Source organism: Inquilinus limosus (assembly GCF_002195995.1).
GTDB classification, from domain to species: Bacteria; Pseudomonadota; Alphaproteobacteria; order DSM-16000; family Inquilinaceae; genus Inquilinus; species Inquilinus limosus_C.
In genome coordinates, this window is sequence record NZ_NHON01000043.1 from 26,358 (window position 1) to 50,393 (window position 24,036).

Sequence of the window (24,036 nt, forward strand, 5' to 3'; positions counted from 1 at the left end):
CGTGGAAAAGGCTGCAGTGAACATTTTGTACCCTAGCATGATCGATCATCTTCGTTCATGATATGTTCTATGGACATGGCGCAGCCCGACTCTGGTCCGATCAAGCCCCGCGACACCGACCTGCACTGGACGGAGTGGGCGCTGGACCGGCTGCGCGAGGTGGTCGACCTCGACATCCGCACCATGCGGGCCACCGTGCGGGAGCATGAGCAGATCCTGCGCGGCGCCGAGATGCCGGATTATCCGCTGATGCAGTCCCGCCTCTCCCGCTCGGTGCGCCTGTCGATCGCCATGACCGAGCGGATCCGGCGTGACTATTACCTGCGCATGCAGGCGCGGATCGCATCCGGTGAGCAGGAACGCCGCCGGGCGAAGCGCGAGCAGGCGGTCGAGACCGCGGTGAAGGCGATCGCCAGGCCCGCCGAGCCGAAAGACGCCGAACGCGTCCGGTTGCTGGTCCGGGAGAGGCTGGTCGAGGACGAGATCCTCGACGTGCAACTGGACCTGCTGTCGCCGGAAGAGTTCGTGCGCGCGGTGAGCCGCAGGATCGGCCTCCCGCCCGACCCCTCCTGGCTGCCGCCGGGATGGGCCGATGAGGCGGTGACCGTCGAGGTCGTGGCGGAGACGGCCGAGCCTGCCGAGGCCTGGCCTCGACCGGCAGATGAGTCCATCGCCGGCCGGCTTACGCCACCGCCGTCGAAACCGGACAGCAGCTGATCGCTGCGTCGCCTCCCCTCACCGTCATTGCGAGGAGGCGAAGCCGACGAAGCAATCCATCGTCCCGTGCAAGCTGCTGCATGGATTGCTTCGCTGCGCTCGCAATGACGGCTTGGGTTGGAGAGTCAGAGACCAGAATCGTTGTTTTGCCTCTCCCGCTTGCGGGAGAGGTCGGAGGCGCTTGCGCCNGCAATCCATCGTCCCGTGCAAGCTGCTGCATGGATTGCTTCGCTGCGCTCGCAATGACGGCTTGGGTTGGAGAGTCAGAGACCAGAATCGTTGTTTTGCCTCTCCCGCTTGCGGGAGAGGTCGGAGGCGCTTGCGCCTCCGGGTGAGGGGGTTTTGTCGAGGCCGGGACCAGCCCTCACCCGGTCTCGCTAACGCGAGCCCGACCTCTCCCGCCAGGCGGGAGAGGCAACACGAAAACATGCCCGGCATCGGGTGAGCGCAGGCTACGGGAGGGTAAGAGGGAACCGCCCGCAAGAGAAAAGGCGGTGCTCTCCTACCGCCCGAACAGCCGCGGATATTCGGTCTTGGCCAGGGCGTCGCGCAGGGTCGCCCGCTCGACGTCATTCAAGGCCCGCAGCGGCGGGTGGGCCCGGCGCCAGGAGGCGTCGCCATGGATCTCGGCGACCGTGTCCTTGACCGCCGGCACCAGGGTCACGGTGCTGAGCGCCGCCCGCAGCGCCGCGGCGGCGGCCACCGCGGCCTCGGCCTCCGGCGTGCCGGCCTGGTGGTACGCGATCCGCGCCAGCGGGCCGGTGACGTTGGTGGTGGCGGAGATGCAGCCGGCGAAACCGCGCTCCTTCGCCATGCCGAGCGTCGCCTCCGAGCTCGGGAACACCGCGATGCCCGGCACCCGCTTCGCCAGCTCGGTCGAATAGGCGATGTCGCCGGAGGAATCCTTCAGCCCCGCCAACGTGTCCGGATGCCGCTCGGCCAGCTGCGCCACCACCTCGATCGGCCAGGGCACGCCGGTGTTCTGCGGGATGTGATAGAGGTAGAGGCCCAGCCCCTCGCCGCCGACCTGCGCGATCACGGTGTCGACGTAAGCCGCCAGGCTCTCGTCGTCGATGCCCTTGTAGTAGAAGGGCGGCAGCAGCAGCGCCCCGGCGAAGCCGAAGGCCTTGGCCGCCAGGGTCAGCCGCACCGCATCCTCCAGCGCCGAGGCGCCGGTGCCGACCATGAAGCGCTCCATCGGCAGCCCGGCCTCCGCCACCGCGCGCATCGCCGCCAGCCGCTGCTCGACCGAGAAGGACGCCGCCTCGCCGGTGGTGCCGAGCAGGTTGACCGCGTCGCAGCCGCCATCGTTCAGCAGCCAGCGGCAATGCGCCACCAGCCTGGCGTGGTCGATCGAGAGGTCGTCGCGCAGCGGCGTGGTGGCGGCGGCGATGACGCCGGAGAGCTTCGGCATGGCAGGCACCTTGTCAGTTCAGCCGGCCTTGCGGCCGGGCACCGGGGTCAGTTCAGCCGGCCTTGCGGCCGGGCACCAGGAAGTCGAAATCGCAGCCCTCATCGGCCTGCAGCACGCTGTCATGGAACAGCCTGGCATAGCCGCGGTCCGGCGCCGGCTTCGGCGGCGGCGCCGCGGAAGCGCGGCGGGCCAGCTCGGCCTCGTCGACCAGCAGGTCGAGGCGCCGGCCGGCGGTGTCCAGCCGGATGCGGTCGCCGGTGCGGACCAGGGCCAGCGGCCCGCCATCCGCCGATTCCGGCGTGATGTGCAGCACGATGGTGCCGAAGGCCGTGCCGCTCATCCGCGCGTCGGACAGGCGGACCATGTCCTTCACCCCCTGCTGCGCCAGCTTGCGCGGAATCGGCAGGTATCCCGCCTCCGGCATGCCCGGCGCGCCCTTCGGCCCGGCGCTGCGCAGCACCAGCACGTCGTCGGCCGCGACATCGAGATCCGGGTCGTCGACCCGCGCTGCCATGTCCTCGACCGAGTCGAACACCACCGCCCGGCCGGTGTGCTGCAGCAGGGCTGGCGTCGCCGCCGACTGCTTGATCACAGCGCCGCGGGGGCAGAGGTTGCCCTGCAGCACCGCCATCGCGCCCTGGGCCTTCAGCGGGTTGGAGCGCGGCCGGATCACCGATTCGTCGCGCCACTCGCCCGGCTTGGGCAGCGTGTCGGCCAGGGTGCCGCCGGCCACGGTCGGCACGGTCAGGTCCAAGAGGTCCCGCAGCTCCGCCAGCAGATGCGGCACGCCGCCGGCGTGGTGGAAATGCTCCATGTAATGCGCGCCGGAGGGCTTGAGGTCGATCAGCACCGGCGTCTCGCGCCCGATGCGGTCGAACTCGGCATAGTCGATCGGCTGGCCGACGCGGCCGGCGATGGCGGCGAGATGGACAAGGCCATTGGTCGACCCGCCCACCGCCTGCAGCGCCGTCATGGCGTTGCGGAAGGCGCCGGGCTGCAGGATCTCGGACGGCCGCGGCCCGCCGGTCACCGCCATCCGCGCCGCCGCCTGGCCGGTGGCCTCGGCGCAGCGGATGCGGTCGGCATGGGTGGCCGGGATGGCGGCGGCACCGGGCAGCGACAGGCCCAGCGTCTCGGCCAGGATGGCCATGGTGCTGGCGGTGCCCATCACCATGCAGGTGCCGACCGACGGCGCCAGCCGGCCGTTCACCGCCTCGATCTCCTCATCGTCGATCTCGCCGGCGCGGTAGCGGCCCCACAGCCGGCGGCAATCGGTGCAGGCGCCCAGCACCTCGCCCTTGTGGTGGCCGACCACCATCGGGCCGGTGGGCAGCACGATCGCCGGCAGGTCGGCGCTGGCCGCCGCCATGATCTGGGCCGGCACGGTCTTGTCGCAGCCGCCGATCAGCACCACCGCGTCCATCGGCTGGGCGCGGATCATCTCCTCCGTGTCCATCGCCATCAGGTTGCGCAGGAACATGCTGGTCGGGTGGGCGAAGGATTCGTGGATGGAGATGGTCGGGAACGCCATCGGCATGCCGCCGGCCAGCATCACCCCGCGCTTCACCGCCTCGACCAGCTGCGGCACGTTGCCGTGGCAGGGGTTGAAGTCGCTGCCGGTGTCGACGATGCCGATGATCGGCCGGTCCAGCGCATCGTCGGAATAGCCCATGGCCTTGATGAAGGCCTTGCGCAGGAACAGCGAGAACCCCGCGTCGCCGTAGCTGGTCAGCCCCTTCCGCAGGCCGCGCTTGTCCATTGGGATCCTTCCGATGTCACGGAGCGCGGCCACAGGGCCGCAAGACGGATGCACCCTACGCCGCAAGCCCGGATTGTCAATAATCCGACGATACAAAGCGACAGCCGTGGCGAAACCGGCCCTGATTATTGACAATACCAGGGGCCGATGTGATCTGATCCGGCATCGCAATGGACCCCGGGACACCGCGGATCATGACGGACATCGCTGGCGCCGCCGGCAAGGAGGCCGCGGTCGTGCGGGCGCTGGAGGAGGACATCATCTTCGGCCGGCTGCCGCCCGCCGCGCGGCTGGTCGAGGATGCGCTGCTGGCCCGCTTCCCGGTGACCCGCCATGTCGTCCGCCAGGCGCTGGTCGAGCTGGAGCGGCTGGGCATCGTGGTGCGCGAGCGCAACAAGGGCGCCGCCGTCCGCGCCCTGACCCCGGGGGAGGTGCGGCAGATCTACGAGGTGCGCGAGCTGCTGCAGCGCCAGGCGGCGCTGGCCATCCCCCTGCCCGCCCCGCCGGAGCTGATCGACCGGCTGCAGGAGATCCAGGCCGAGTACGAAAGCCATGCCGGGCGCGGCCATCTGCGCGGCGTGCACGAGTGCAACGACCGCTTCCACCTGACCCTGTTCGGCGCCTGCGGCAACGCCTATCTGGTCGGCTCGATCGAGCACTACATGCGGCTGAGCCTGCCGATCCGTGCCAAGACCCTGGCCGATCCGGAGAATGTGGAGGTGTCGCGCCGGCACCACCGGCTGATGATCGAGCTGCTGCGCGGCCGTGACAGCTGGGCCCTGGCGCAGCTGTGCATCGACCATCTGCAGCCGAGCAAGCAGGACTATCTGGCCCGGGCCGAGCGGCCGTCCGACGCGGCCTAGCCGGGGTACAGCGCCGCCACCCGCCGGGCGCCCTCGGCCAGGGCCTGGCGCAGCTCCGGCGGCTCCAGCACCTCGACCAGGTCGGTGAAACCCAGCAGCAGCCGGGCGGCATGGCCGACGCCCTCGATCGGCACCGTGGCCTGCCGCCGGCCCTCGGCATCCGGCGGCGCCTGCAGCACCGCCTCCGCCGCGTCGGCGCCCAGCCGGTCGATCAGCGGCAGCGCCTCCGGCGAAACGCGCAGCACCGCCTCGGCCCGGCGCAGCTCGCGGGCGAAGCGCCGCAGCGACTCCCGCCACTGCGCCGCCAGGTCGAAGCCGGCGGGGTAGTCGAAACCGTCCGGCAACACGTCGAGATCCAGCACCTTGGCCACCTTGTAGGTGCGGATGTCGTCTCCGATCCGCGCCATCAGGTACCAGGCGCCGGCCTTGAGCACGAGGCCGAGCGGGTCGACCGTGCGCCGCACCGTGGCCGACCAGCTCTCATAGCGGATCACCAGCCGGCGCTGGCCCCACACCGCCCGGGCGATCGCTGGCAAATGCGGCGGCGGCTCGGCCCGGCGGTACCAGTCGACGGGGTCGAGGTGGAAGCGGTCGCCGACCCGGGCCGCGCCCTCCCCCGCCGCCTGCGGCACCGCCGCCAGCAGCTTCAGCCGCGCCGTGGCCAGCGGCTCGGCCAGGCCGAGATCCGCCGCCGGCCCGGGCAGCCCGGCCAGCAGCAGGGTCTCGGCCTCGCCGGCGGTCATGCCGGTCAGCCGGGTGCGGTAGCCGTCGAGCAGGGCGAAGCCGCCGCCCGGGCCGCGGTCGGCATAGACCGGCACGCCGGCGGCCGACAGCTCGTCGATGTCGCGATAGACCGTGCGGACCGAGACCTCGAACTCCTCCGCCAGCGCCTGGGCGGTCAGGCGGCCGCGGGATTGCAGCAGCAGCAGGATCGACAGCAGGCGGTTGGCGCGCATGGGGCGAGCATAGCCGAAAAAATCCTGACACTGGCTGTCAGTTGCCCGCCCGCATCCTCCGCCGCATCGCCCTTTCATCATGGAGACACCGATGCCCGCGCTGTTCGCCAAGCCCGCCCCCGGCACCGATGCCAGCGTCCCCGACACCCCGAACGACGGCCGCGATGACTTCTTCCCGCTGTTCGGCCGCTGGGCGGTGTCGCACCGCCGGCTGCGCCGCCGCCTGGCCGGCGACACGCTGTGGGACGAGTTCGCCGGCCATTCCGAGATGCGCCCGCTGATCGGCGGCCTCGGCACCATCGACGACAACATCCTGGAGCTGCCGTCCGGGACCTATCGCGCCGCGACGCTGCGCCTGTTCGACACGGAGTCGAAGCTGTGGTCGATCTGGTGGTTCGACGGCCGCAGCCTGCACATGGACGAGGCGCCGCTGCGCGGCCGGTTCGAGAACGGCATCGGCACCTTCTTCGCCGACGACGTGTGGGAGGGCACGCCGATCCGCGTGCGCTTCATCTGGTCGGAGATCACCGGCCGGTCGGCGCGCTGGGAGCAGGCCTTCTCCACCGATGGCGGCGGGAACTGGGAGACCAACTGGATCATGCGCTTCGAGCGCACCGGCGACTGACCGGCGCCGAATCTCCTGGGCAGCAGCCCCCCGATGGTCCAGAACCGGCGGCGGAGACAGCCACGGGGAAGGACCGGCATGGACGAGCTGAAGATCGACCGGGAGGCCATGGCGCGCCTAGCCAAGGCGGTGGCCTTCATCTGCGGGGCGGAGCACGCGACCGCGCAGGCCCTGAAGGCCGCGGCCGAGAGCGGGACCGACCGCGACATCAAGGCGGCCCGGGCAGCGTTCCTGAAGCTGAAGCCCGGCGACCGCAAGGCCGCCCTGACCATGCTCGACAGCTGAGCCGGGGCCGCGGGCATGATCAGAGACCAGCGACCGGAAGACGACGCCACGGTGCGGCAGCTGGTCGAGGACGCGTTCCGCGGCCGGCCCTACAGCGATGGCCGGGAGCCGGCGATCCTCGACGCCCTGCGGGCCGCCGGGGCGCTGACCGTCGCGCTGGTGGCGGAGGAGGATGGCGAGATCGTCGGCCAGGTCGCCTTCTCGCCGGTCAGCATCGATGGCTCGGTCCAGGGCTGGTACGGGCTCGGCCCCGTGGCCGTCCGCCCCGACCGGCAGGGCCGGGGCATCGGCCAGGCGCTGATCCGCGCGGGGCTCGACCGGATCCGCGCGCTGGGCGCCAAGGGCTGCGTCCTGGCCGGCGCACCGGGCTATTACAGCCGCTTCGGCTTCGCCGCCGATCCGCGGCTGCAATCGCCCGGCATCCCCCCGCAATACTTCCTGGTGCTGTCCTTCGGCGCCGAGGTGCCGGAGGGCAGCGTGACGTTCCACCCGGCCTTCGACGCCGGTTCCTAGGCGCAGTGCGCCGACCGGGCCATGCCGCCGAAGACGTCGAGCAGCCGGTCGCGCCAGGCGAAGACCGGGTCGCCGGTCTCCAAGAGCTCGACCGGGCTGATGCAGCGGGCCCACATCAAGAGGCCGAAGACGCAGTAATCGGCATAGGCCGGCGCCGTCCCGGCGATGAAATCCGCCGCCGCCAGCGCCCTTCGCACCGGCAGCAGGGCCTGGCGGACGGCAGCGAGGTTGGCCGGCCGGTCGGCCGCCACCTCCTCCAGCGTCCGGCCGAACCTCTGCTCGCGGCTGGCGCGGAAATAGGCGCGGTCGTCCTCGTGCACCCGGTCGAGGATGTCAAGGATGATGACCCGGGCGATCGCCGGGCTCAGCGCCGTGTCGGCCCAGCTGTTGATGAAGCGCGCCAGCGGCATGGCGCCGGCGCCGCCGAACAGCGACGGCCGGTCGGGGAACCGCTCTTCCAGATGCAGCGCGATGCGCCAGGAATCGCACACCGTCTCGCCGTCATGCACCAGCACCGGCACCAGCCCCTGGCCGGTGAAGGAGATCGCCGCCTTCTCGGTGAACCGCCAGGGGATGCGCTCGGCCTCCAGCCCCTTATGGGCCAGGGCCATCCGGGTCTTCCAGCAATGCGGGCTGAAGCGCAGCGCGGCGTCGGCGCCCGCCAGCTCGTACAGTTTCAGTACGGCCTCTCCCATGGCTCAGGCCCGGCCCTGCACGGTCGAGGCCGAAGCCGTTGCTGCCGATTGGCCGAACAGGTGGCGCTTCGACTCCTCGGTCACCGTCGGCACGGTGTTGATCTGCGCCGCGATCTCATAGGCACGGATCACCGAGGGCCGGGCCGCCATGGCCGCGAACCAGCGGGCGACGTTCGGGAAATCCTCGAGCCGCTGCTGCTGCCGCTGATACGGCACGATCCAGGGATAGATGGCGATGTCCGCGATCGAGAATTCGCCGGCGACGAAGTCGCGACCCGCCAGCTGGCGGTCGAGCACGCCGTAGAGCCGCCCGGTCTCCTTGACGTAGCGCTCGGTGGCATAGGGGATGCGCTCCGGCGCGTAGACCGAGAAGTGGTGGTTCTGCCCGGCCATCGGCCCCAGCCCGCCCATCTGCCAGTGCAGCCATTGCAGCACCGCGAAGCGCTCGCGCGGCGCCCGCGGCAGCAGCGCGCCGGCCTTGTCGGCGAGGTATTCCAGGATGGCGCCGGATTCGAAGATCGGGATCGGCGCGCCGCCATCCGCCGGGGCGTGGTCGATGATGGCGGGGATGCGGTTGTTCGGGGCGATCGCCAGGAAGCCCGGCCTGAACTGCTCGCCCTGCGAGATGTTCACCGGCACGATCCGGTAGGGCAGCCCCAGCTCCTCCAGCGCGATCGTGATCTTGTGGCCGTTCGGCGTGGTCCAATAGTGCAGCTCGATCATCGTCGAGGTCCTTGTGGGAGTCCGGGGGTCTGGTCGTCGCGATGGCGGTCGACTATGTTTGACATGAACGTCAAATTTGACATCGATGTCAAGAATGATCCGAGGCGGTGATGGCCGGTGTGCGGCAGTTCGATGAAGGCGAGATGCTGGCGGAGGCGCTGGGCGTGTTCTGGCGCAAGGGCCTGCGCGCCACCACCATGCAGGACCTCGCCGAGGCGACCGGCGTGCTGCGCGGCTCGCTCTACAACGCCTATGGCGGCAAGGAGGAGATCTTCCTCCTGGCCTTCGACTCCTATGTCGGGAGATTCCTGGCCGTCGCACGGCAGGCGCTGGAGTCGACGCCGGATCCGGAACAGGCGCTGCGGGCGCTGTTCGGCGCGGCCATCGCCAGCATGACCAGCGGGTCGCCGGCGCGCGGCTGCCTGAGCACGCGGACCGCGACGGAGGCGGCGCTGGACGATCCGCGGCTGCAGGACCGGCTGCGCGGCATGCTGGACGAGCTGCGCCGCATCATCCTGGCCGCGCTGTCGGCGGAGCCGGCTCGCGCCCGGCTGACGGTGACGCCGGAGGAGGCGGCGGACCTGGTCGTCACCTTCACCCGCGGCCTGGCGGTGATGGAGCGGGTCTATCGCGACACGGCCCATCTGGAGCGGATCGCCGCGGCGCTGGTGCGGGCGCTGGTGCGATGAGCATAGGCCTCCCCCTCCTGTCATTGCCGGGCTTGACCCGGCAATCCAGGGGCCCCGGGAGCGGTTCTTGGAAGCCCCTGGATCCTCGGGTCAAGCCCGAGGATGACAGCAGTGAGGGAGACGAGCTCGAAGGGGCCTTGAACTTATTTCCAAAATAGAAATTATCCGGGTTGCCTGACCCAGAATCCTGAAATATGAGTCCCATCAGACGCCGTCCTCGCGAATGAAGGGCGGCGCGGCGGGGGCGAGATGGCGCGAGGCACCGGAGAGCTGGATCTGCGCGGGCGTGATGCCTCGGAGCTGCTGCGCCTGATCCATCGCCGCGGCGGCCTCAGCCGGATCGAGGCGGCGCGCGAGCTCGGCCTCAGCGCCTCGGCCATGACACCCCTGGTCCGCACCCTGATCGGCCACGGCCTGCTGCGCGAGACCGGCGCCAAGGCATCGGGCGGCGGCCGGCCCCGCGTCATGCTGGACCTGGACCCCGGCTACGGCACGCTGCTGGGCCTGCATCTCGGCCCCGATTCGGCGCAGCTGGTGATCGCCGACCTGGCCGGCGCGCCGCAGCAGAGCCCGATCCCCCTGCCCGCCCCGGCCAATGACGACCCGTCGCCGCTGGTCGATGCCCTCGACCGGCTGCGCCGGCAGGGCGGCCCCGGCTGGGACGCGCTGGCCGCCGGCGGCGTGGTGCTGGGCGAGGTCGGGCCACGCCGGGCCGAGGTGATCGGCGCCGGCCAGCGCCTGACCGCGGCGCTGCAGGACGCCTTCGGCATCGGCGTGGCCGCCGAGACCCCGTCCAACGCCATCGTCGTCGCCGAGCGCATGCTGGGCCTGGCCCGGGCCTATGAGAACTACGCCGTCGTCAGCCTGCAGAACGAGATCGGCTCCGGCATCTCGATCAACGGCGACGTCTATCGCGGCAAGGGCCAGGCCGGCGAGATCGGCCATCTGTCGCTGGCGCCCTATTCCGGCGCCGCCTGCCGCTGCGGCAAATGCGGCTGCCTGGCCTCCCTCGCCTCGCTCTCCGCCATCTCGCGCCAGGCGCTGAAGCGCGGGCTGTCGGACGACATCGCCGTGCTGGCCCATATCGCGTCGCAGGGCGACCCGGAGGCGATCGAGATCTTCGACTGCGCCGGCCGCTGGATCGGCCAGGCCCTGGCCCAGGTCGCCAACCTGTTCGACCTGGAGGCGATCGTGTTCCGGGCGCCGCAGCCGGCGCTGAACATCTACCTGCTGAAGGCGCTGAACGAGAGCTTCCGCGCCCATGGCTACAATTTCGACGAATGCCGCACCGGGATCGTCATCAGCCCCGACGAGGGCGACGGCTATCTGCGCGGCGCGGTCGGCCTGGCGCTGGACCTGCTGCTGCGCCAGGGCGGGATGAGACGCCCGCCCTGATCCCGCCGGGATCGGGGCGTTCCCAAGCCAAGCAACACACCAGCCAGCCACGGGAGGCTAGAATGAACCTGCGCAGCATGCGGCTCGGGCCGAGCCTTTGCGTTCTTCTCATGGCCGCCGGCCTGTCCGGGCCGGCCCTGGCCGAGACCGCCGAGATCCGCTTCTTCATCCCCGGCGCCAGCGACGAGGTCAGCCAGAAGACCCTGCCCGGCTTCATCGCCGATTTCGAGGCGAAGAACCCCGACATCAAGGTGAAGGTCGAGGGCGTGGGCTGGGACGAGGCGTTCCAGAAGCTGTCGACCGACTTCATCGCCGGCCGTGCTGCCGACGTGGTCTATATCGGCACCCGCAACGTCGCCGAACTGTCGATGATGGGCGCGATCCAGCCGGTCGACGGGCTGGTCGACGCCGCGACGCTGGGCCGGATCCCGGAGACGCTGCGCCAAGCGGCGCAGTTCGGCGGCAAGCAGATGGCCGTGCCGATGGCCTTCTCGACCCAGGCGCTCTACTACCGCACCGACCTGATCCCGACCCCGCCCAAGAGCTGGGACGAGCTGGTGGCGACGGCCAAGGCGGTGATGGAGAAGAACCCCGGCATGTATGGCTACGCCACCTCGGCGGCGGCGCATGTCACACTGGTCAGCCAGTTCCTGAACTTCGTCTACCAGAATGGCGGCGAAGCCTTTGATTCATCTGGAGAGACGAAGATCAACAGCCCGGAGGCGGTGGCCGCGCTGCAGTTCTATGTCGACCTGTTCCAGAAGGACAAGGTCGTGCCCAATCCGCTGGAGTTGAACCGCGAGCAGCACCCGCCGCTGTTCGCCCAGGGCAAGATCGCGATGATGGTCAGCGGCCCCTGGGGCAAGTCGATCATGGGCCTGCCCCCCGACAACAAGACTGCCCCCTACGCCGTGGCGCCGCTGCCTTGCGGCAAGGAATGCAAGGGCGAGCAGGTGTCGGACAGCCTCGCCATCTCGGCCAAGTCCGAGCATCCCGAGGCGGCGGGCAAGTTCGTCGCCTATCTGCTGCAGCCCGAGGTCCATGCCAAGTGGGACGACCAGCGCGGGCTGGTGCCGCTGCTGGCCGAGGAGGAGCAGATGGACACGTTCAAGACGCCGTTCTGGCAGACCTTCATCGCGATGAAGGCCAGCGGCTTCGCCCAGCCGACGCCGCGTGCCTGGCAGCCCTTCGAGAAGATCCTGGTCGAGGCGGTGCAGTCGGCCATCCTGGGCAAGGCGACGCCGCAGGAGGCGCTGGACGCGGCGGCGGAGAAGATCCGCAAGGCCCGCATCGAACCGCGCGCCTGACCCCGTGGTCGCGCTCGCCCCCACCGTGCCGCGCCGGGCCGGCGGCGCCCGGCGCTGGTCGCCGGACAAGGCGCCCTGGCCCTACCTGGCGCTGCCGCTGCTGCTGATCGCGGCGCTGCTGGGCCTGCCGGTGCTGCGCATCTTCTGGCAGTCGGTGCACCATGTGGTGCTGACCGCGCCCTGGGAGGGCAACGACTTCGTCGGGCCTGAGAACTTCCTGGCGCTGGTGCAGGAGCCGGCCTTCCTGCGGACGCTGCAGCTGACCGTGATCTGGACCGCCTGCTCGGTCGGGGCGAAGCTGCTGATCGGGCTGGGCGGGGCGCTGCTGCTGCAGCGCCCCTTCCCCGGCCGCAAGGTGTATCTGGCGCTGCTGATGCTGCCCTGGGTGACGCCCGCGGTGATCGCCGCCATCTCCTGGCGCTGGGTGCTGGACGGGCAATCGGGCTGGATCAACGCCGTGCTGCTGGTGACCGGCGCGATCCGCGAGCCGATCTCCTTCCTCGGCCAGGAGACCACGGCCTTCATCGCCACCGTGGTGGTCGATGCCTGGCTGGGCATCCCCTTCATGGTGGTGACGCTGATGGCCGGGCTGCAGCGCATCCCCGACGATTACATTGAGGCGGCGCGGATCGACGGCGCCCGGCCGATGCAGATCTTCCGCCGCATCACCTTGCCGCTGCTGCGGCCGGTGCTGATGACCTGCGTGCTGCTGTCGACCGTCTGGACCTTCAACTCCTTCCAGGTGATCTGGCCGCTGACCAAGGGCGGCCCGGCCGGCGCCACCGCCACCCTGCCGATCCAGATCTACGAGACCGCCTTCGGCAGCTTCGACTTCGGCACCTCCTCGGCCATGGCGGTCGTCGTCTTCGCCATCCTGATGTCGGTGTCTCTGCTGTACTGGCGCGTGCTGAAGGGGGGCGAGGAATGACCGCGAGACGCACCCTGCCCGAGATCGGCCGCCACGGCGCGCTGATCCTGCTGCTGGGCTTCCTGCTGCTGCCGGTCTGGGTGATGCTGAAGACCTCCTTCACCCCCTATGACCGGCTCTATGTCTGGCCGCCGGAGTTCCTGCCGACCAGCCTGGATCTCGGCAACTACGCGCGCGCCTTGTTCGGCCAGTACCGGGTGGTCGAGGCGCTGGGCAACAGCCTGGTCATCGCCGGCTGCGCCGCCGCGATCTCGACCAGCTTCGGCTTCCTCGGCGCATACGGCCTGGCCCGGTTCCGCTTCACCGGCCGAACCACACTGCTGTTCCTGGTGCTGGCGACGCAGATGCTGTCGCCGGTGGTCATCGTCATCCCGCTCTACGAGGCGATGATCGCCGCCGGCCTGCTGGACACCTACCTGTCGGTGATCCTGTGCGACACCGCGCTGGCCACGCCGATCGCGATCTGGCTGCTGCACGGCTTCCTGCTGGGCATCCCGCGCGAGCTGGAGGAGGCGGCGATGGTCGATGGCTGCTCGCGCCTCAAGGCGCTGTGGCACGTCATCCTGCCGGTGGTGCGGCCCGGCCTGGCGATGACCGCGATCTACACCTTCATCCATGCCTGGAGCGACCTGATCTTCCCGCTGGTGATGCTGACCGACGACAGCAAATGGCCGGTGACCCTGGCCCTGACCCGCTTCGTCGGCGAGAACGTGATCCGCTGGGACAGCCTGATGGCGGCCGGCGTCGTCACCACCCTGCCCGCCGCCATCCTGTTCGCCCTGGTCCAGAAGCACTTCACCCGCGGCATGGTCGCCGGCGCGGTGAAAGGTTAATCCTCGTTCTCAACTCCATCGTCCGAGCCTGAAAGCCAAGACCGATGTCCAAATCCCTGAAATCCCAGCAGATCCGCGTCGCCGTCATCGGCGCCGGCAGCCGCGGCATCGAGGCCTATGGCGACTACATCCGCCGCCGGCCCGACCAGGCCCGGGTCGTCGCCATCGCCGATCCGCGCACCGATCGGCTGCAGGACGCCGCCGCCCGCCACGGCCTGGGCACCGAGCACCTCTACACCGACTGGCGCGAGCTGCTGGAGCGCGAGACCGAGCTGGACGCCGTGCTGATCACCACGCCGGACGCGCTGCATCTGGAGCCGGCGCTGGCCGCCATCCGCCGGGGCCTCGGCATCCTGCTGGAGAAGCCGATCTCCCCGACCGAGGAGGAGACCCGGGCGCTGGCCGAGGCCGCGAGGGAGACCGGCGCGGACGTGACGGTCGCCCATGTGCTGCGCTACACGGCCTTCTTCTCGCGCATCAAGGAGATCCTGGACCGTGGCGTGATCGGCCGGCTGGTGACGCTGCGCCAGACCGAGCATATCGGCTACTGGCACTTCGCCCACAGCTTCGTGCGCGGCAACTGGCGGCGCGAGGACGAGTCGAGCCCGCTGATCCTGGCCAAGACCTGCCACGACCTGGACATCATCCGCTGGCTGGCCGGCGCGCCCTGCACCGAGCTGTCCTCCTACGGCTCGCTGGCCCATTTCCGGCGCGAGAACGCGCCCGACGGGGCGACCGACCGCTGCGACGAGGGCTGCAAGGTCGAGCGGGTCTGCCCCTACTCCGCCCAGCGCCTCTACCTGGAGAAGTTCAAGCCGGCCGACCGCTGGCCGCACAAGGTGCTGACCCTCGACACCTCGCCCGACGGCATCCGTACCGCCCTGCGCGAAGGCCCCTATGGCCGCTGCGTCTATCGCTGCGACAACGACGTGGTCGACAACCAGGTGGTGGCGATGCGCTTCGCCAACGGCGTCAGCGGCACGCTGAACGTCAGCGCCTTCACCGCCGAGAACACGCGGACCTTGCACCTGATGGGCACCCATGGCGAGATCGCCGGGCATCTGGAGAAGAACGAGATCACGGTGATCGACTTCCGCACCGACGACGTCACCACCATCCGGCTGACCACGGTGGAGGACAGCGGCCACAGCGGCGGCGACGACCGGCTGATGGCCGAGTTCCTGGGCCGGCAGATCCAGCGCCGCGGCCGCAGCCAGGTGAACGTCTCGCTGACCTCGCTGGAGGAATCGCTGGACAGCCACTTCATGGCCTTCGCCGCCGAACGCTCACGCCGTACCGGCACCGTGGTCCGGCTGTGATGCGGACAATCCGGTGACCGACCAGAGCTGGCTCCTCCTTTCGCGTTGCCTCTCCCGCCTGGCGGGAGAGGTCGACAGCGCGCAGCGCTGGCGGGTGAGGGCTGGCCCAGGCCTCGACAAACTCCCCTCACCCGGTCTCGCTTCGCGAGCCCGACCTCTCCCGCAAGCGGGAGAGGCCACGCGATGAGCAGCCCGTCGGACGGCGTCTCGCAGCCCGCGGCCGATCACGGCCGGCTGCGCGCCGTCGCGGCGCTGTCGGCGCATTACGGTGTCAGCGGCATCCTGACGCCGTATCTGCCGGTGTGGCTGGCGGCCAGCGGCCTGGCCGCGGACGCCGTCGGCTGGACCATGGCCGCGGGCTTCGCCCTGCGCGCCATCTGCATCCTCGGCTTCGGCATGGTCGCGACCCTGCTGCTGCCGGCCGGCGGGCTGGCGGCTGGCGCCGCCCTGTCCGCCGCCCTGGTGCTGGTCGCCGCTTCGCTGATTGCCGATCCCGGCACCGTCGGCCTGCTGTCGGTGCTGGCGGTCGGCTGCGTCTACGGCTCGATCCCGCTGATCGAGAGCTTCGCCAACACCGTCACCCTGCGCAGCGGCCACGGCTATGGCCGGATGCGGGCCTGGGGATCCTTCGCCTTCATGATCGGCAATGTCGGCATGGGGGCGCTGCTGACCCTGCCGGACGGCGCCGCGCTGCTGCCCTGGATCGCCGCCGGGCTGCTGCTGTGCCTGTGCCTCGCCGTGCTGGGCCCGTCCTGGCAGCCGCCGGTGCCGCGCCTCGACCCGCGCGCCGGGGCGGCGGCCCTGGCGGTGGCGGCGCCGCTGCTGGTCCCGGCCCTGCTGCTGCAGGCCTCGCACGCCTTCTACTATTCCTTCGGCACCCTGTGGTGGATCGACCATGGTGTCGCCAAGGGTAGCACCGGCATCGTCTGGGGCGCCGCCGTCGCCGCCGAGATCGTGGTCTATCGCTATTTCGCCCGGCGGCTGGAGAAGGTCCCGCCGGCCACACTGCTGGCGGTCTGCTGCGTCGTGGCGATCGGCCGCTGGCTGCTGCTGTCCCTCGACCCGCCGCTGCCGCTGATCGTGATCAGCCAGTTCGGCCACGCCATGACCTTCGGCGGCGCCTATCTGGCGGCCCAGACCGTGATCCGCACCCGGATCCGGCCGGAGCTGCACTACATGGCCCAGGCCGGCTACGCCTTCCTGACCACCTTCGTCGGGCTGGCCGGGACCACCGCCGTGATCCCCTGGGCGCTGCGGGTCACCGGGGTCGATCCCTGGCTGCTGATGGCCGCGATCGCCGCCGCTGCGCTGGCCTGGCTGGGCTTCGCCCGCCTCGGCCGCGCCGCGCCCTAAAGCGACCCTGGCTCACCGGACAGCTTTCCTCGCACCGCCGAACCGGGATACAACAGCGCCCGCCGCCTGCCCCCTCCCATCACCGCAAAGCAGACCGCGTGCCTGTCTCCAAACTGTCCGGAACCCGCGCCCTGGTCTATCTGGGTGCCTTCTGCCAGCGCCATGCGCTGTGGGTGATCGGCGCCGCGCTGGTGCTGTCGGTCTGCGCCGTGCTGGTGGTGATGCACCGCCTGTCGATCAACACCGACACCGGCAAGCTGATCGACCCCAACCTGCCCTGGCAGCAGGACAACGCGGCGCTGGACAAGGCGTTTCCGCAGAACACCGGCCTGCTGGCCATCGTCATCGACGGCAAGACGCCGGAGCTGGCGGAATCCGCCGCCGCGCAGATCACCCAGGCGCTGAAGGCGGAACCGTCGCTGTTCAAGACCGTCCGCCGCCCGGATGGCGGGCCGTATTTCGACAAGAACGGCCTGCTGTTCCTGTCGGAGAAGGACCTGCAGCAGACGGCGGACGACATCGTCGCCGCCCAGCCCCTGCTCGGTGGCCTGGCCGCCGACCCGACGCTGCGCGGGATGCTCAACGTCGTGCAGCTGTTCCTGCAGGGGGTCGAGAGCGGGCAGGCCCCGCGGTCGCGCGTGCAGCCGGCGATCAGCCAGATGGCGGCGACGATCGATGCCAACCTGACCTCCGCCCATGTGGTGCAGCCGCTGTCCTGGCAGTCGCTGCTGTCCTCGGCCCCGCCCTCGCCGCGCGCCCTGCGCCGCTTCGTCCTGGCGCAGCCGGTGCTGGACTACGGCGCGCTCGAGCCCGGGGCGAAGGCCACCGGCTTCGTCCGCGCCACGGCCGAGACGCTGCACCTGACGCCGGACTACGGCGTGACCGTGCGGCAGACCGGCAACATCCCGCTGAACGACGACCAGTTCGCCAGCGTCAGCGAGGGCATCGGCCTGTCGACCACGGTGTCGGTGGTGCTGGTGCTGGGGCTGCTGCTGCTGGCGCTGCGGTCCTTCACCATGACCGGGGCGATCATGGTGACGCTGTTCGTCGGGCTGCTGATGACCGCGGCCTTCGCGGCCCTGGCGGTGGGCACGCTGAACCTGATCTCGGTCGCCTTCGCCGTGCTGTTCGTCGGCATCGCCGTCGATTTCGGCGTCCAGCTCTGCGTCGCCGTGCGGGCCAAGCGCACCACCGCGCCCACCATCCAGGCCGCCACCACCGCCGCCATCCGGCGCGTCGGCGCCGCGCTGGTCCTGGCCGCGCTGTCCGCCGCCAGCGGCTTCTTCGCCTTCTTGCCGACCGCCTATCGCGGCGTCTCCGAGCTCGGGCTGATCGCCGGCGTCGGCATGCTGATCGCCGTCACGCTCAATCTCACACTGCTGCCGGCCCTGCTGGCGGTGCTGCCGGTGCGGGCCGAGCCGAGCGAGGTCGGGTGGCGGGAGCTGGCGCCCGTCGACCGCTTCCTGCTGAAGCGCCGGCGCTGGGTGCTGGCCGGCGGCGCGGTGCTGGCGCTGGCATCGCTGGCGCTGATGCCGCGGCTGAACTTCGACTTCAACCCGCTGAACCTGGTGGACCCGCGCTCCGAGGCGGCCTCGACGATGTTCGAGCTGATGCGCGACCCGCTGAGCACGCCGAACACCATCGACATCCTGACCCCGTCGGTCGAGGCCGCGGCGGCGCTGACGCCGAAGCTGCAGGCCCTGCCCGAGGTCGACACCGTGCTGTCGCTGAACAGCTTCGTGCCCACCGACCAGCCGGCCAAGCTGGCGATCCTCTCCGACCTCTCCCTGCTGGTCGGGCCGACCCTGGACACGCAGCCCGCCTTGGATCCGCCCTCGGATGACGCGATCCGCGCCGCCGCGACCGCCACGGCCGAGAGGCTGCGGAAGATCGGGCCGGAGGCCGACAGCCCGGAACGCCGCCTGGCCGATGCGCTGGACCGGCTGGCCAAGGCCGATGCCGCGACCATGGCCCGGGTCGGCGACGCGCTGCTGCAGGGGCTGCCGGCGACGCTGGACCGGCTGCGGACGCTGCTGTCGGCCGGGCCGGTGACCCTGGCCGACCTGCCGCAGGAGCTGCGGGACACCTGGGTCGCGCCGGACGGCCAGGCCAGGCTGTCGGTGTTCCCGTCGGGCAATGCCGCCGACAACGCCGTGGTGGCGCGCTTCGTCGATGCCGTGAAGGCGGTGGCGCCGCACGCCACCGGCACCGCGGTGACGATCCAGGAATCGAGCCGCACCATCGTCGGCGCCTTCGTCACCGCCGGCATCCTGGCGACCGCGATGATCGCGCTTCTGCTCGCCATCGCCCTGCGCCGGGTGATCGACGTGCTGATGGCGCTGACGCCGCTGCTGCTGGCCGGCCTGATGACCCTGGCGACCACCATCCTGATCGGCCTGCCGATCAACTTCGCCAACATCATCGCCCTGCCGCTGCTGCTCGGGGTCGGCGTCGCCTTCGACATCTACTTCGTCGTCAACTGGCGGGCCCGGCGCGGCGAGCCGCTGCAGTCCAGCACCACCCGCGCCATCGTGTTCAGCGCCCTGACCACGGCCTCGGCCTTCGGCAGCCTGTGGCTGTCGCCCCACCCCGGGACGGCGGGCATGGGCGAGCTGCTGACGATCGAGCTGCTGTTCACGCTGTTCGCCGTGCTGGTCTTCATGCCGGCGCTGCTGGGCCCGCCCGCGCCGCCGCGGCGCCATCATCCCGCCCCGATCGTGAAGCCAGACTTCACGGATCATCCGGATCAGACCCGGTGACGGACCGGCCGGATGACGCTAGTGTCGCCCGTCACGGCATGACTCGCCTGGACGGAGGACAAAGTTTTTCGACAGGTGGTTGTTGCCGCACAGGTCACAGGATATCGTTCGGATTGTAACTTTCTTCCCCGTCGCGGGACCGGGTCGACCCGAACCGTGGTAGGAACCGTACCAGGCCGCCGATTCCCGGCGGCCCCAGATCACTGATTTTCCGATTGCTTACGGGATCGAACCGGACATGCCGTCGCGCTCATCCTCTCGCCCCCTCGCCCTCGGCATGGCCGCGCTCCTCGCCGCCACGGCGCTGAGCGGCTGCGCCACTCCGCCGACCGACCCCGCGCAGCGGGCGGAGTTCGACCGGATCAACGATCCGCTCGAGCCGATGAACCGGGCGATCTTCGACTTCAACCAGGCGCTGGACAAGAACGCCATCCGGCCGGTGGCGGTCGCCTATCGCGACGTCGTGCCCGAATTCGCGCGCGACGGCATCCACAACGCCTTCCAGAATTTCGGCGAGCCGGTGGTGTTCCTGAACAAGGTGCTGCAGGGCGAGCCGATCGCGGCCGCCAAGACGCTGCTGCGCTTCCTGGCGAACTCGACCTTCGGCCTCGGCGGCTTCTTCGATGTCGCGACCCCGCGCGGCGTGGTCCGGCAGCAGGCCGGCGACTTCGGCGCCACGCTGTACAAATGGGGCATCGGCGACGGCCCGTATCTGATGCTGCCCCTGCTGGGCCCCTCGAACCCGCGCGACACCGTCGGCTTCGCGGTCGACACGGTCAGCAGCCCCTGGGGCTACATCGTCGACATCCCGACCGAGGCCAGCGTCGGGATGTTCGTCGGCAAGGGCATCGACATCCGCTCCCGCACCGTCGACGCGACGGATGAGCTGGAGCGCAACTCGGTCGACTACTACGCGACGCTGCGCAGCGTGTTCCGCCAGTATCGGCAGGCCGAGCTCGATGGCGGCCAGGCCCCGCAGGGCGGCGGCGGCGACCTCTACACCGACCCGGCCGGCGCCGCCGCAGCCGGGCCGGCCGCGACCGGTGCCGCCGGCAACATCCCGGCGTCGCAACTGCCGGACATTCCCTGAGCCATTGGCCCTGAGCCATTGGCCCTGACCGGCCTGGCGGAGGCGCAGCCCCCCGTCAGGCCGGCGGTGCCTTACTTCTTCGGCGTCAGCTCGGCGGTCTTGCTCTCGAGCAGCTTGATCAGCGCGTCGCCGCCGCCGCTGCGCAGCGTGGCCCCGAACTCGGAGCGGTAGTTGGCGAGTTGGCTGATCGTGCCGTTGAGATAGACGTCGATGATCTGCCAGTTCGGCCCCCGCAGCCGGTAGTTCAGCGGCACCGCATCGGCCTTCGGCCGCACCAGCTTGGTGTTGACCACCTGGTCGCCGCCGCTGACCGGCTTGGCGTCCTCCGAGGTGAAGCTCTCGCCGCTGTAGCCGTCGAAGCGCGCGGCATAGGTGGTGATGCTGAACCGCCGGAACGCGTCGGTGAACTTCTGCTGCTGGGCCGGGGTCAGGCTCGACCAGTCGGGCCCGACGGAGATTCGGGCCATCAGCGGCAGGTTGAACGCCTGGTCGAGCACCGGCTCGAGCTTCTGGTACCGCCCGCGGAAGCCCAGCGAGTCGGCGTTCTTCATCACGTCGAGCAGGGCATTGTCGAGCGTGTCGATGACCTGGCGCGGCTCCGCCGCCATGGCCGCCGGGGCGGCGAAGGACAGCGGCAGCAGCAGCGCGACGGCCAAGGCGAGGCGGCGGTGGAGGGCAGGCGAGCGCATGGGTGTCTCTTCCGATTCGGAACGTTGGGTCCGCCGCCATCCGCGCCCGCGGGGCGACGCGATCGACCTATGATGGCCTCAACCCCGGCCTTTGCCGAGAAGTTCCGAACGACGCCCCGCCGGAATTCTGCTGTGACGGCCCGCACAACCGCCATGCGTCCAATTTGATAAATATCAATCGTAACCTATTGCACACGGCGCGCGTGGTCATGTTAGTGACACGCAAAGTTGGCCCGGTGTATGGTCCAAATTGAGAGCGATTCACTCTGGCGAACCCCAGCCCTGCCAGAACATCTAAGGTGCGTAATGCGGATCATCTTGGCCCAGCCGAGAGGCTTTTGCGCCGGTGTCGAGCGTGCGATCGAGATCGTCGAGCGCGCGCTGGAGATCTACGGCGAGCCGGTCTATGTCCGGCACGAGATCGTGCACAACCGGCACGTGGTCGAGAGCCTGCGCGCGAAGGGCGCCCGTTTCGTCGATGAGCTGGACGAGGTTCCGGCCGGCAGCATCACGATCTTCAGCGCGCATGGCGTCGCCCAGTCGGTCGAGACCGACGCGGCGCAGCGCGGACTGCAGGTGATCGACGCGACCTGCCCGCTGGTGTCGAAGGTGCATATCGAGGGCCGCAAATACGCGGCGCAGGACCGCACCGTCATCCTGATCGGCCATGCCGGCCATGCCGAGGTCGAGGGCACCACCGGGCAGATCCCGGGCGGCGTCACCCTGATCTCGACGGTCGAGGACGTGGCCGCGCTGGAGGTGCCGGACCCCGAGCGGGTGTCCTATATCACCCAGACGACGCTGAGCGTCGACGACACCAAGGCGGTGATCGACGCGCTGAAGGCGAAGTATCCGGCGATCGTCGGGCCGGACACCAAGGACATCTGCTACGCCACCCAGAACCGCCAGGGCGCGGTGCGCGAGCTGGCGCAGATGGTCGACGTGCTGCTGGTGATCGGCGCCCGCAACAGCTCGAACTCCAACCGGCTGCGCGAGATCGGCGACGAACTCGGCGTGCCCAGCTACCTGATCGACGACGCCTCGGCGCTGGATCCCGCCTGGCTGGACGGCAAGGAGACGATCGGCATCACCGCCGGCGCCTCCGCCCCCGACAGCCTGGTGCAGGAGCTGGTCGAGACCCTGCGACGTTTTGGCGACGTCGAGGTCTCGACGCTGACGGGCGTCGATGAGAATATCCGCTTCCGCCTGCCATCCCAATTGACCGCACCGGTGCCTGCCGAGTAGGCAGTGTCGCTTGGCCCGGATTCGGCCGACAGTTTTGCGAAGGTCCCCATGGGTATCCCGCTTCAACAGCAGATCCGTATCGGCGCTTACCTTCTGAAGAACCACCTGATGGGCACCAAACGGTACCCGATGGTTCTGATGCTGGAACCGCTGTTCCGCTGCAACCTGGCCTGCGCCGGCTGCGGCAAGATCGACTACCCGGACGAGATCCTGAACCAGCGCCTGTCGGTGGCCGACTGCCTGCAGGCGGTGGATGATTCGGGCGTGCCGGTGGTCTCGATCGCCGGTGGCGAGCCGCTGCTGCACAAGGAGATGGCGGAGGTGGTGCAGGGCATCATCGACCGCAAGAAATACGTCTACCTGTGCACCAACGCGCTGCTGATGGAGAAGAAGCTCGACCAGTACAAGCCGAGCCCCTTCCTGATCTGGTCGGTGCATCTGGACGGCGACCGCGAGGACCATGACCGGTCGGTGTGCCAGGACGGCGTCTACGACCGCGCGGTCAAGGCGATCAAGGCCGCCAAGGCCCGCGGCTTCCGGGTCAACATCAACTGCACGCTGTTCAACAATGCCGATCCGGAGCGCGTCGCGAACTTCTTCGACGACGTCAAGGCGATGGGCGTCGACGCCATCACGGTGTCGCCCGGCTATGCCTATGAGCGCGCGCCGGACCAGCAGCACTTCCTGAACCGCCAGACCACCAAGCAGCTGTTTCGCGACATCTTCAAGCGCGGCGACAAGGGCAAGCGCTGGTCGTTCAGCCAGTCGTCGATGTTCCTCGACTTCCTGGCCGGCAACCAGACGTATCACTGCACGCCCTGGGGCAACCCGACCCGCACCTATTTCGGCTGGCAGCGTCCCTGCTACCTCCTCGGCGAGGGCTATGCCCAGACCTACAAGGAGCTGATGGAGGAGACGGATTGGGACAAGTACGGCACCGGCAACTACGAGAAGTGCGCCAACTGCATGGTGCATTCGGGCTATGAGGCCAGCGCGGTGAAGGACATGTTCCGCAACCCGCTGAAGGCCTTCATCGTCGGCATGCGCGGCATCCGCACCGAGGGGCCGATGGCGCCGGAGATCTCGCTCGACCGGCAGCGCCCGGCCGAGTTCGTGTTCTCCTCCCACGTCCAGAAGGCGCTGGAGAAGCTACGCCACACCCCGAAGGTCGCGGCCGCCAAGGGTGCCGGCGGCGGCAAGTAAGGCCTTCATCGCCGCGCTGCTCTGCCGCCCCAGGCGGATCAGCGCCGGCAGCTGACCAGGGCTGCGGGCCAGGGCCCGCAGCACCGGCCCGATCGCCGGGCGTCCCTCCGCATCGAGACCGACCAGTGCCGCCGGCGGCAGGCCATGCGCCGCCGGGTCGGCCACGGCCCGCAGCACGCCGAAGGGCAGCCCCGCCCCGGCCGCGGCCCGCGCCACTGCGGCGCTCTCCAGGTCGACGATGACCGCGCCGCTGTCGCGGTGCAGCCGGGCCTTGGCCGCGGCGGTGTCGACGATGACGTCGCCGCCCCAGACACTCCCCTGAACCGCCCCCGGCAGTGCAGCCGCGAGCCGGCCCGCCAGGCCCGCATCGCAGGCATAGGCCGCGTCGGCCGTCGCCACGGCGCTGCCGATCACCAGATCCTCGGTCGCCAGCTCCGGTGCCAGCCCGCCGGCGATGCCGAAGCTGAGCAGCGCCGTCGCCCCCTGCCCCGCCAGGTCGCGGGCCAGCCGCTCCGCCCGGGCCGGATCGCTGGCCGAGCAGGCGACGAGCGGCGAGATCCGCCGCGCGATCTCCGCCTCCCGCGCCAGTCCGGTCAGGATGCCGAGCATGCGCGAGACCCAGCTTCTTCATGTCCCCCCTCCCCTCGCGGGAGGGGGGACATGAAGAAGCTGGGTC

Annotated in this window: 23 protein-coding genes; 16 read left to right on the forward strand and 7 right to left on the reverse strand. The window is 70.1% G+C overall.

Annotated features, from left to right (window positions below; translation table 11 throughout):
- The first annotated feature begins 69 nt into the window (after positions 1 to 69).
- On the forward strand, positions 70 to 717 hold the full coding sequence (locus BWR60_RS21250) for a hypothetical protein (protein WP_088153017.1): 648 nt from the start codon (positions 70 to 72) through the stop codon (positions 715 to 717).
- Between the two features lie 502 nt (positions 718 to 1,219).
- On the opposite strand, the gene BWR60_RS21255 is transcribed toward BWR60_RS21250, so the two are convergent.
- The gene (locus tag BWR60_RS21255; RefSeq protein ID WP_088153018.1) at positions 1,220 to 2,131 is read right to left on the reverse strand and encodes a dihydrodipicolinate synthase family protein; all 912 of its coding nucleotides are present in this window, start codon (positions 2,129 to 2,131) and stop codon (positions 1,220 to 1,222) included.
- A 52-nt stretch (positions 2,132 to 2,183) separates the two neighbouring features.
- Complete coding sequence (locus BWR60_RS21260; RefSeq protein ID WP_088153019.1) at positions 2,184 to 3,890, reverse strand: IlvD/Edd family dehydratase; 1,707 nt, start codon at positions 3,888 to 3,890, stop codon at positions 2,184 to 2,186.
- Between the two features lie 194 nt (positions 3,891 to 4,084).
- Here BWR60_RS21260 and BWR60_RS21265 point away from each other — a divergent pair, with 194 nt between their 5' ends.
- Positions 4,085 to 4,753 (forward strand): GntR family transcriptional regulator, encoded by a 669-nt coding sequence (locus tag BWR60_RS21265; protein WP_088153039.1) that lies wholly within the window; start codon positions 4,085 to 4,087, stop codon positions 4,751 to 4,753.
- Here the strand turns inward: BWR60_RS21265 and BWR60_RS21270 are convergent.
- Positions 4,750 to 5,709, reverse strand: coding sequence for a helix-turn-helix transcriptional regulator (locus BWR60_RS21270; protein ID WP_088153020.1), 960 nt, complete (start codon positions 5,707 to 5,709; stop codon positions 4,750 to 4,752). The two genes, BWR60_RS21265 and BWR60_RS21270, sit on opposite strands and share 4 nt — an antisense overlap.
- 91 nt (positions 5,710 to 5,800) lie before the next feature.
- Here BWR60_RS21270 and BWR60_RS21275 point away from each other — a divergent pair, with 91 nt between their 5' ends.
- From BWR60_RS21275 to BWR60_RS21285, 3 genes are all read left to right on the forward strand, one after another.
- Positions 5,801 to 6,334 (forward strand): DUF1579 domain-containing protein, encoded by a 534-nt coding sequence (locus BWR60_RS21275; protein ID WP_088153021.1) that lies wholly within the window; start codon positions 5,801 to 5,803, stop codon positions 6,332 to 6,334.
- A gap of 78 nt (positions 6,335 to 6,412) precedes the next feature.
- The gene (locus BWR60_RS21280) at positions 6,413 to 6,619 is read left to right on the forward strand and encodes a hypothetical protein (RefSeq protein WP_088153022.1); all 207 of its coding nucleotides are present in this window, start codon (positions 6,413 to 6,415) and stop codon (positions 6,617 to 6,619) included.
- A 15-nt stretch (positions 6,620 to 6,634) separates the two neighbouring features.
- A complete protein-coding gene (locus BWR60_RS21285) occupies positions 6,635 to 7,132 on the forward strand; it encodes a GNAT family N-acetyltransferase (RefSeq protein ID WP_088153023.1) in 498 nt (165 codons plus the stop codon).
- On the opposite strand, the gene BWR60_RS21290 is transcribed toward BWR60_RS21285, so the two are convergent.
- Both BWR60_RS21290 and BWR60_RS21295 read right to left on the reverse strand, forming a co-directional pair.
- Complete coding sequence (locus BWR60_RS21290; RefSeq protein ID WP_088153024.1) at positions 7,129 to 7,827, reverse strand: glutathione S-transferase family protein; 699 nt, start codon at positions 7,825 to 7,827, stop codon at positions 7,129 to 7,131. The two genes, BWR60_RS21285 and BWR60_RS21290, sit on opposite strands and share 4 nt — an antisense overlap.
- Before the next feature lie 3 nt (positions 7,828 to 7,830).
- Positions 7,831 to 8,550 carry a glutathione S-transferase N-terminal domain-containing protein gene (locus BWR60_RS21295; protein ID WP_088153025.1) on the reverse strand — a complete coding sequence of 240 codons (720 nt, stop codon included), beginning with the start codon at positions 8,548 to 8,550 and terminating at the stop codon, positions 7,831 to 7,833.
- Between the two features lie 110 nt (positions 8,551 to 8,660).
- Between BWR60_RS21295 and BWR60_RS21300 the strand changes: the two genes are divergently transcribed.
- The 9 genes from BWR60_RS21300 to BWR60_RS21340 all read left to right on the forward strand — a co-directional run bounded on the left by BWR60_RS21300 (position 8,661) and on the right by BWR60_RS21340 (position 20,223).
- The gene (locus BWR60_RS21300; protein WP_088153026.1) at positions 8,661 to 9,239 is read left to right on the forward strand and encodes a TetR/AcrR family transcriptional regulator; all 579 of its coding nucleotides are present in this window, start codon (positions 8,661 to 8,663) and stop codon (positions 9,237 to 9,239) included.
- 249 nt (positions 9,240 to 9,488) lie between these two features.
- The gene (locus tag BWR60_RS21305) at positions 9,489 to 10,634 is read left to right on the forward strand and encodes an ROK family transcriptional regulator (protein WP_088153027.1); all 1,146 of its coding nucleotides are present in this window, start codon (positions 9,489 to 9,491) and stop codon (positions 10,632 to 10,634) included.
- A gap of 62 nt (positions 10,635 to 10,696) precedes the next feature.
- Positions 10,697 to 11,941, forward strand: coding sequence for an ABC transporter substrate-binding protein (locus BWR60_RS21310; protein WP_179221877.1), 1,245 nt, complete (start codon positions 10,697 to 10,699; stop codon positions 11,939 to 11,941).
- Between the two features lie 4 nt (positions 11,942 to 11,945).
- On the forward strand, positions 11,946 to 12,869 hold the full coding sequence (locus BWR60_RS21315) for a carbohydrate ABC transporter permease (protein ID WP_179221878.1): 924 nt from the start codon (positions 11,946 to 11,948) through the stop codon (positions 12,867 to 12,869).
- On the forward strand, positions 12,866 to 13,702 hold the full coding sequence (locus BWR60_RS21320) for a carbohydrate ABC transporter permease (RefSeq protein WP_088153029.1): 837 nt from the start codon (positions 12,866 to 12,868) through the stop codon (positions 13,700 to 13,702). Before BWR60_RS21315 ends, BWR60_RS21320 begins: the two co-directional genes overlap by 4 nt.
- Before the next feature lie 44 nt (positions 13,703 to 13,746).
- On the forward strand, positions 13,747 to 15,021 hold the full coding sequence (locus BWR60_RS21325) for a Gfo/Idh/MocA family protein (RefSeq protein WP_088153030.1): 1,275 nt from the start codon (positions 13,747 to 13,749) through the stop codon (positions 15,019 to 15,021).
- A 183-nt stretch (positions 15,022 to 15,204) separates the two neighbouring features.
- Entirely contained in the window at positions 15,205 to 16,374 is a 1,170-nt protein-coding gene (locus BWR60_RS21330; RefSeq protein ID WP_088153031.1) for an MFS transporter, read from the forward strand.
- A gap of 98 nt (positions 16,375 to 16,472) precedes the next feature.
- Complete coding sequence (locus BWR60_RS21335; RefSeq protein ID WP_179221879.1) at positions 16,473 to 19,133, forward strand: MMPL family transporter; 2,661 nt, start codon at positions 16,473 to 16,475, stop codon at positions 19,131 to 19,133.
- A gap of 277 nt (positions 19,134 to 19,410) precedes the next feature.
- Complete coding sequence (locus tag BWR60_RS21340; RefSeq protein ID WP_230983130.1) at positions 19,411 to 20,223, forward strand: MlaA family lipoprotein; 813 nt, start codon at positions 19,411 to 19,413, stop codon at positions 20,221 to 20,223.
- Positions 20,224 to 20,294: 71 nt separating this feature from the next.
- On the opposite strand, the gene BWR60_RS21345 is transcribed toward BWR60_RS21340, so the two are convergent.
- Positions 20,295 to 20,912, reverse strand: a complete 618-nt coding sequence (locus BWR60_RS21345) for an ABC transporter substrate-binding protein (protein WP_088153034.1) — start codon at positions 20,910 to 20,912, stop codon at positions 20,295 to 20,297.
- Positions 20,913 to 21,218: 306 nt separating this feature from the next.
- On the opposite strand from BWR60_RS21345, the gene ispH reads away from it, so the two are divergent.
- Together ispH and hpnH are read left to right on the forward strand one after the other, a co-directional pair.
- A complete protein-coding gene (gene ispH / locus BWR60_RS21350; protein WP_088153035.1) occupies positions 21,219 to 22,157 on the forward strand; it encodes a 4-hydroxy-3-methylbut-2-enyl diphosphate reductase in 939 nt (312 codons plus the stop codon).
- A gap of 48 nt (positions 22,158 to 22,205) precedes the next feature.
- Positions 22,206 to 23,360: an adenosyl-hopene transferase HpnH gene (gene hpnH / locus BWR60_RS21355; RefSeq protein ID WP_088153036.1), complete on the forward strand. Its 1,155-nt coding sequence runs from the start codon at positions 22,206 to 22,208 to the stop codon at positions 23,358 to 23,360.
- On the opposite strand, the gene BWR60_RS21360 is transcribed toward hpnH, so the two are convergent.
- Positions 23,307 to 23,969, reverse strand: a complete 663-nt coding sequence (locus tag BWR60_RS21360) for a nucleoside phosphorylase (protein WP_230983131.1) — start codon at positions 23,967 to 23,969, stop codon at positions 23,307 to 23,309. The two genes, hpnH and BWR60_RS21360, sit on opposite strands and share 54 nt — an antisense overlap.
- Between the last annotated feature and the right edge of the window lie 67 nt (positions 23,970 to 24,036).

What these genes read in the sequence shown, in the direction of transcription:
- BWR60_RS21250 (WP_088153017.1), top strand. Translation starts at nt 70, where the DNA reads ATGGACATGGCGCAGCCCGACTCTGGTCCGATCAAGCCCCGCGACACC.
- BWR60_RS21255 (WP_088153018.1), bottom strand. Translation starts at nt 2,131, where the DNA reads ATGCCGAAGCTCTCCGGCGTCATCGCCGCCGCCACCACGCCGCTGCGC.
- BWR60_RS21260 (WP_088153019.1), bottom strand. Translation starts at nt 3,890, where the DNA reads ATGGACAAGCGCGGCCTGCGGAAGGGGCTGACCAGCTACGGCGACGCG.
- BWR60_RS21265 (WP_088153039.1), top strand. Translation starts at nt 4,085, where the DNA reads ATGACGGACATCGCTGGCGCCGCCGGCAAGGAGGCCGCGGTCGTGCGG.
- BWR60_RS21270 (WP_088153020.1), bottom strand. Translation starts at nt 5,709, where the DNA reads ATGCGCGCCAACCGCCTGCTGTCGATCCTGCTGCTGCTGCAATCCCGC.
- BWR60_RS21275 (WP_088153021.1), top strand. Translation starts at nt 5,801, where the DNA reads ATGCCCGCGCTGTTCGCCAAGCCCGCCCCCGGCACCGATGCCAGCGTC.
- BWR60_RS21280 (WP_088153022.1), top strand. Translation starts at nt 6,413, where the DNA reads ATGGACGAGCTGAAGATCGACCGGGAGGCCATGGCGCGCCTAGCCAAG.
- BWR60_RS21285 (WP_088153023.1), top strand. Translation starts at nt 6,635, where the DNA reads ATGATCAGAGACCAGCGACCGGAAGACGACGCCACGGTGCGGCAGCTG.
- BWR60_RS21290 (WP_088153024.1), bottom strand. Translation starts at nt 7,827, where the DNA reads ATGGGAGAGGCCGTACTGAAACTGTACGAGCTGGCGGGCGCCGACGCC.
- BWR60_RS21295 (WP_088153025.1), bottom strand. Translation starts at nt 8,550, where the DNA reads ATGATCGAGCTGCACTATTGGACCACGCCGAACGGCCACAAGATCACG.
- BWR60_RS21300 (WP_088153026.1), top strand. Translation starts at nt 8,661, where the DNA reads ATGGCCGGTGTGCGGCAGTTCGATGAAGGCGAGATGCTGGCGGAGGCG.
- BWR60_RS21305 (WP_088153027.1), top strand. Translation starts at nt 9,489, where the DNA reads ATGGCGCGAGGCACCGGAGAGCTGGATCTGCGCGGGCGTGATGCCTCG.
- BWR60_RS21310 (WP_179221877.1), top strand. Translation starts at nt 10,697, where the DNA reads ATGAACCTGCGCAGCATGCGGCTCGGGCCGAGCCTTTGCGTTCTTCTC.
- BWR60_RS21320 (WP_088153029.1), top strand. Translation starts at nt 12,866, where the DNA reads ATGACCGCGAGACGCACCCTGCCCGAGATCGGCCGCCACGGCGCGCTG.
- BWR60_RS21325 (WP_088153030.1), top strand. Translation starts at nt 13,747, where the DNA reads ATGTCCAAATCCCTGAAATCCCAGCAGATCCGCGTCGCCGTCATCGGC.
- BWR60_RS21330 (WP_088153031.1), top strand. Translation starts at nt 15,205, where the DNA reads ATGAGCAGCCCGTCGGACGGCGTCTCGCAGCCCGCGGCCGATCACGGC.
- BWR60_RS21340 (WP_230983130.1), top strand. Translation starts at nt 19,411, where the DNA reads ATGGCCGCGCTCCTCGCCGCCACGGCGCTGAGCGGCTGCGCCACTCCG.
- BWR60_RS21345 (WP_088153034.1), bottom strand. Translation starts at nt 20,912, where the DNA reads ATGCGCTCGCCTGCCCTCCACCGCCGCCTCGCCTTGGCCGTCGCGCTG.
- ispH (WP_088153035.1), top strand. Translation starts at nt 21,219, where the DNA reads ATGCGGATCATCTTGGCCCAGCCGAGAGGCTTTTGCGCCGGTGTCGAG.
- hpnH (WP_088153036.1), top strand. Translation starts at nt 22,206, where the DNA reads ATGGGTATCCCGCTTCAACAGCAGATCCGTATCGGCGCTTACCTTCTG.
- BWR60_RS21360 (WP_230983131.1), bottom strand. Translation starts at nt 23,969, where the DNA reads ATGCTCGGCATCCTGACCGGACTGGCGCGGGAGGCGGAGATCGCGCGG.